5 protein-coding genes are annotated in these 6,206 nt (G+C 78.3%); 3 read left to right on the top strand and 2 right to left on the bottom strand.

The window, feature by feature from the left end; translation table 11 throughout:
- Both CBZ_RS21185 and CBZ_RS19635 read right to left on the bottom strand, forming a co-directional pair.
- The coding region (locus tag CBZ_RS21185) for a hypothetical protein (protein WP_165446866.1) at window positions 1-710 on the bottom strand (710 nt) is incomplete at its 3' end.
- 3 nt (window positions 711-713) lie between these two features.
- Window positions 714-2,243, bottom strand: coding sequence for an RNB domain-containing ribonuclease (locus CBZ_RS19635; protein WP_130783125.1), 1,530 nt, complete (start codon window positions 2,241-2,243; stop codon window positions 714-716).
- 208 nt (window positions 2,244-2,451) lie between these two features.
- On the opposite strand from CBZ_RS19635, the gene CBZ_RS19630 reads away from it, so the two are divergent.
- The 3 genes from CBZ_RS19630 (at window position 2,452) to CBZ_RS19620 (ending at window position 6,030) form a co-directional block, all read left to right on the top strand.
- On the top strand, window positions 2,452-3,462 hold the full coding sequence (locus CBZ_RS19630; protein WP_130783124.1) for an alpha/beta hydrolase: 1,011 nt from the start codon (window positions 2,452-2,454) through the stop codon (window positions 3,460-3,462).
- Between the two features lie 148 nt (window positions 3,463-3,610).
- Entirely contained in the window at window positions 3,611-4,639 is a 1,029-nt protein-coding gene (locus CBZ_RS19625; RefSeq protein ID WP_130783123.1) for an acyl-CoA dehydrogenase family protein, read from the top strand.
- Window positions 4,636-6,030, top strand: coding sequence for a PIG-L family deacetylase (locus CBZ_RS19620; protein WP_130783122.1), 1,395 nt, complete (start codon window positions 4,636-4,638; stop codon window positions 6,028-6,030). The genes CBZ_RS19625 and CBZ_RS19620 overlap by 4 nt, the downstream gene beginning before the upstream one ends.
- Window positions 6,031-6,206 lie beyond the last annotated feature (176 nt).

Below are 6,206 nucleotides of genomic sequence, written 5' to 3'. Positions count from 1 at the left end.
GAGCGGACCGCGTCCTCGCGGTCGCGGCGGCGGCGACGGTCGGCGGCCGACTCCCGCGGCGCCTCCTCCGCGGCGGGCTCGGCGTCGTCGGCGTCCTCGACGACCCGCAGGTGGGCGCGGCTCCGCGCGGGGGCTCGCGTCGGCTCCTTCTCCTTCGCCGCCCCCGTCGAGCGGGCACCCGCCGCCTTCTCCGCCGGCGCGCGGCGCGGGGCCTCGACCGGGCTGCCCGGCGCGAACGAGCCGAAGCCCGCGAACTCCCGACTGGCCGTCAACCTCCCCGACGTCACCTCCCGCGCGATCTCCGGGTCCGCGAGCGCCGCCGTGAGCGTCGCGTCGACCTCCTGCGCGACCGGCTCGCCGACCTTGTGGCCCGCCTGCCGCCCGAGCGCCTTCGCGCGCCCCACCAGCGACGTCACCAGCGCCCGGCGCTGCCGCGACAGGTCCCGCAGCCCGGCGCCGTCCAGCGAGCGCTCCGCCTCGCGCAGGCTGTCGCCGAGCGCGACGAGCTGGTCGCCGAGGTCGGGCACGTCGCGCAGCAGCGCGTTGACGAGCCACGCGGCGACCGTCGGCTTGCGCAGCCCGGCGATCTCCTGAGCGAGGTCACGGTCGCCGTCGGCCCGGGCGGCCTTCGCGGCGGCGTCGCGGCGCGCGACGAACTGGTCCGGCGGTGCCCCGTAGAGGTCGTCGGCGACGTCGTCGAGGTCGGCCACGGCTCAGTCCTGGGTGGCCGCGCGGTCCTCGCCGCGCGCGTCGCCCGCGTCGTGCCCGTCGCCCGCGCCGGCGGTCGGGACGTCCTCGTCCGCCGGGGCGCCGTCGGCGGCCGGGACGCCGTCCAGCGTGAAGCGGACCCGGCGGTGCGCCGCCGACGCCTCGACCAGCCGCACCTGCACGTGCCGTCCGACGGGCAGGTCGGCACCGTCGACCTTGCCCCGCACCACCGGGTCGCGGAGCTGCACGACGCCGGTCGTCCGGTCGTCGTGCGCGTCGACGACGACGCCGTCGAACACGTCGCCGACGCGCCCGGTGAGCAGCACCGCCTCGACCAGGTCGAGGCAGCCCCGCTCGTACTCGTTGGCGCGCCGGTCACCGCCCGCCATGAGCGCGGGCAGGTCGGGCAGGGCCGACCGCACCCAGTCGGGCACGTCACGGCCGGCGACGAGGGCGACGCACGTCTCGCCGACGAACCGGTCGACGAGCCGACGCAGCGGGGCGGTGGTGTGCGCGTAGGGGGCGGCGAGTGCCGCGTGCTGCGGCTGCTCGGGGACCTCGCCGTCGAACGCGACGTAGGCCGCGCCGCGCAGCAGCGTCGTGGCCTCGGTGAGCAGCGCGGCGTGCGCGGGGTCGGCGGCGTCGAGGCCGCGCACGACGTCGCCGACGCCGGCCCCGTCGGGCCAGGTCACGCCCAGCGCGTCGGCGGCGCGGCGCAGCCGGGCGACGTCCCGCGGGTCGGACGGCGGCAGGGTGCGCAGGACCCCGACCCGTCCGTCGAGCATGATGCGGGCCGCGGACATCCCGGTGAGCAGAGAGATCTGCGCGTTCCACTCCTCGGCGTCGAGCGTCGCGCGGCTGACGAGCTCCCAGTGCCCGTCGGTGCGCTCGACGACCTGCTCGGGCGTGGGGAGGGTGATGCCACCGCGCTCCCGCTCGGCCTCCTGGCGGAGCCGCCCGACGTCCCGCAGCAGCCGCAGGGGCTCGTCGGCGGTGTCGTCGTCGAGCGACCGCTGGACCTCGTCGTACGTGAGCTGCGCGCGGCTGCGGACCCGGCTGCGGCGGACGTCGACCGCGGTGGGCGTGCCGTCGGCGTCGAGGTCGACCGTCCACAGCAGCGCGGGGACGTCCTGGCCGGCGAGCAGGCTCGCGGCGCCCTCGGACAGCTCCGGCGGGTGCAGCGGGGTGCGGCCGTCGGGCGCGTACAGCGTGACGACGCGGCGCCGCGCCTCGGTGTCGACCGCCCCGCCGGGCCGCACCCACGACGCGACGTCGGCGATCGCGTACCGCACCCGGTACCCGCTGCCGCGCCGCTCCAGGTGGACGGCCTGGTCGAGGTCGCGCGAGCCGGGCGGGTCGATCGTCACGAACGGGATGTCGGTCGCGTCGGCGAGGTCGCCCGGCGCGGAGCCGGCGGCGACGCGGGCCTCCGCGAGGACGTCCGGCGGGAACCCGGCGGGGACCCCGAGCTCGTCGCGGAGGTCGGCGAGCCCGCGCGCGACGTCGTCGTCGACCGCCGCCGCGAGGGCCTGCAACCGGCGGTCGGGCGCGTCCCCGACGACGCCCGCCGGGGCGGTGCGGTCGGCCTCCGCGCGGTCGTCACGGTGCAGGTCAGGGGGCGCGGGGGCGAGGTGGACGCGACGTCGGGGCACCTGGTGAGCCTAGGACGGGCCACGGGGACCCGCACGCCCCTAGGCTGCCCGCCATGGAGGCCCGACGCCGCCCCGTCCCGGTGGCCGCCGCGTGACCCGGACCCCGCTGCCGCCGTCCCGCCCCGGGGGTGCCCGCGGGCTCGCGACGCGCGTCGTCCTCGGTGCCCTGCGGGCGTCGTTGCTGGTGAGCCCCCGGCCGGCGGTGCTGCTCGTGCGCCGGCAGTTCGCGGCGGGCGTCGTGGACCGGACGGCGCGGCTCGACGCGCTCGCGCCCGCCGACGTCACTGCCGTCCTCGACGAGCCCTACGGCCCGCACCCCGACGAGGTGCTCGACGTCTTCCACCCGGCCGGTGCGGCCGGCGCGCTGCCGACGGTCGTGTGGACGCACGGCGGCGCGTTCGTCGGCGGCACGAAGGACGAGCTGCGCGGCTGGTTCCGGCTGCTCGCGAGCCACGGGTTCACGGTCGTCGCGCCCCGGTACACGCGCGCCCCCGAGGCCCGCTACCCGACGCCCGTGCGGCAGGTCCTGGCCGCGCTGGCGCACGTGCAGGAGCACGCCGACCGGTTCCACGTGGAACCGTCGCGGCTGGTCCTGGCGGGCGACTCGGCCGGAGCGCAGATCAGCGCGCAGGTCGCGACGCTCGTGACCGTGCCGTCGTACGCCCGGGACCTCGGCGTGGAGCCGACCGTCGACGCGGCGCAGGTGCGCGGCACGGTCCTGTGCTGCGGCGTGTTCGACCTCGCGCAGATCTCCCGGACGTCGCCGCTGCGCGACGTCCTGCGCGCGTGCGGGTGGGCGTACAGCGGGAACCGGCACTTCGAGGACGACGAGCGGTTCCTGTCGACGATGTCCGTCGGGCGGCACGTGACGGCGGCGTTCCCGTCGACGTTTGTCACCGTCGGCAACGCCGACCCGCTGCGCGTGCAGTCGCAGACGCTCGCGACGACCCTCGAACGGCACGGCGTCGACGTCGAGACCCTGTTCTTCCCCGCCGACCACGAGCCCGCGCTGCCGCACGAGTACCAGTTCGAGGCGGACACCGCCGACGGCGTCGCGGCGCTCGACCGCATCGTGCGGTTCGTGCGCCGCTGCACCGCCTGACCACGCAGCCCAGCACCTCCGCACCGCTGGGCCGCCGCACCGGCCCCGTGCCACCCCCGTCGGGGTGATCCGGCGTCCTCCGGTTGCCGACCGGGACGCGCCCCCGCACGATCGGCATCCCGACCTGGAGGGCTGACCGACGTTCCCCGTGCGCCTCGACCCCGTCCCGACCGACCGGCCGCCGCCCGTGCCCGGTCCGCTGCCGCGCACCGTCGACGACGCGCTCACGGCGGTGCCGACGTGGCCGTCCGACCTGCTCCCGGGGACCGGCCGCACGGCGGTGCTGTGGGAGACGCTCGCGACGCTCGCGGCCGGTGACCTGGCCGTCGCACGCGCCGTCGAGCCGCATCTCGACGCGCTCGCCGTCCTCGCCCAGGCGGGGGTCCGACCGACCGTCGTCGGCGCGACGGCGACGTGGGGCGTGTTCGCCGCCGAGGGTCCGGGCGTCCGTCTCGACGCCCGGCCGTCCGACGACGTCCCCGGCGGCTGGGTCCTGAGCGGCGTCAAGCCGTGGTGCTCGTTGGCCGGGCGGCTCGACGCGGCGCTCGTCACGGCCCACCTCCCCGACGGTGGCCGTGGCCTGTTCGCGGTCGCGCTGCGCGACGGCGCCGACGCGGGAACCGTCACGGTGCTCGACGAGACGTGGGCCGCCCGCGGGCTCGTCGAGATCCCCTCCACGTCGGTCCGGTTCGACGACGCGCCCGCGGAGCCCGTCGGCGGCCCCGACTGGTACCTGACCCGCCCCGGCTTCTGGTGGGGCGGCATCGGGGTCGCGGCGTGCTGGTACGGCGGCGCGGTCGGCGTCGCACGGCGGCTCCTCGACGGCGTGCGCGGCCGCGACGCACCGCTGCTGCACGCGCACCTCGGCGCGGTGGACAGGGCCCTGCAGTCGGCGCGGCGTGCGCTCGCGGAGGCCGCCGCCCTGGTCGACGCGGGCACGCTCGACGACGCCGCGGGCCGCCTGCTCGCCAAGCGGGTCCGCGGGACGGTCGCGGCGGTGTGCGAGGACGTCCTCGCTCGTGCCGCGCACGCGCTCGGTCCGGCGCCGCTGGCCCTCGAGCCCGAGCACGCGAAGCGCGTCGCCGACCTGCAGCTCTACGTGCGCCAGCACCACGCCGAGCGGGACGACGCGTCGCTCGGCTCGGCCCTCGCCGCGACGGACGGGGTGCCGTGGTGACCGCCGACGGCCCCACGACGCCCGCACCGGTCCGGTTCGACGCGCGCGAGCCCGCCACCACCCCCGCGAGCGCCTGGTCCGACGACCCCCGCTGGGCCGAGCTGCCCGCCCTGCCGCTGCCCACCGGCCGGACCGTCGTCGTCGCTGCGCACCCCGACGACGAGACGCTCGGCGTCGGCGGCCTGCTCGCGGAGCTCGCCACGCGCGGCCCCGCACCCGAGGTCGTCGTGCTGACCGACGGCGCCGCGTCCCACCCGGGCTCCCCGACGCTGACGCCCGACGACCTGGTGCGCGTGCGGGCGGACGAGGTCCGCGAGGCCGTCCGGCGGCTGTCGCCCGGCTCGACGGTCGTGCTGCTCGGCCACCCCGACGGCGGACTGCGTGAGGCCCGGGACGACGTCGAGCGTGATCTGCGGCGCGTGCTCGACGCGGGCGGCCCGGTCGACACGCTGGTCGTGCCGTGGCGGGGGGACGGCCACCGCGACCACCGCGTCGCGGGCGAGGTCGGTGCCGCCCTGGCCGCCGAGCGCGGCGCGCGGCTCGTCGAGTACCCGCTGTGGCTGTGGCACTGGGGCACGCCCGACGACCCCCGCGTGCCGTGGGACCGGCTGCGCGTCGTCGACCTGTCCGACGCGTCCGCCCTGCGCCGGCGGCGCGCGACCGACGCGCACCGCAGCCAGGTGCACCCGCTGTCCCCCGACCCGCGCGACGCGGCCGTCCTGCGTCCCGACCTGCTCGCCGCGCTCGACCGGGACGTCGAGGTGCTCGTCGTCGAGGACGACGCGCCGCGTCCGACGCTCGCGCGCGAGTTCTTCGACGCGACGTACGCCCGGCACGACGACCCGTGGGGCTTCGAGGACCGCTGGTACGAGGAGCGCAAGCGCGACCTGACCCTCGCGGCTCTGCCCGACGCCCGGTTCGGCCGCGTGCTGGAGGTCGGCTGCTCGATCGGCGTCCTCACCGCACGGCTCGCGGACCGCTGCGACGACCTGCTCGCGCTGGACGTCGCGCCCGCCGCCGTGGACCGCGCCCGCGAGCGCCTGGCCGGCGCACCGCATGTGCGCGTCGAGGTCGGCGACGTCTCCGCCGCCGTCCCCGACGGCCCCTGGGACCTGGTCGTCCTGTCGGAGGTCGGGTACTACCTGTCGCGCGCGGACCTGCACCGCACCGCGACGCGCCTGCGCGAACGGCTCGCACCCGGCGGGGCCGTCGTCGCCGTGCACTGGCGGCACCCCGTGGCCGCGTACCCGCTCGGCGGCGACGACGTGCACCGGGTCCTCGCACGTGCGCTCGACCTGCCGCGGCTCGTCCGGCACGAGGAGGCCGACCTGCTGCTCGACGTCTGGTCGGCCGACCCGCGGTCGGTCGCGCGGCGGACGGGGCTGCTGTGAGCAGCGCGGCGGTGGCGACCCCGACGGCGCCGGCGACCGTTCCCGCGGTGGACGCGCCGCGCGCCGCGTCGCCGGTGGACGTGCACGAGGTGCACCACGCCAGGCCGGCCGTGCAGGTCGCTCGTCACGCCCCGGGGCCGGCGGGCACGCCGCTCGCACCGGCCGCACCAGTGCGC

Source organism: Cellulomonas biazotea (assembly GCF_004306155.1).
GTDB lineage: Bacteria > Actinomycetota > Actinomycetes > Actinomycetales > Cellulomonadaceae > Cellulomonas > Cellulomonas biazotea.
This window is presented reverse-complemented; position numbering and strand designations above follow the sequence as displayed.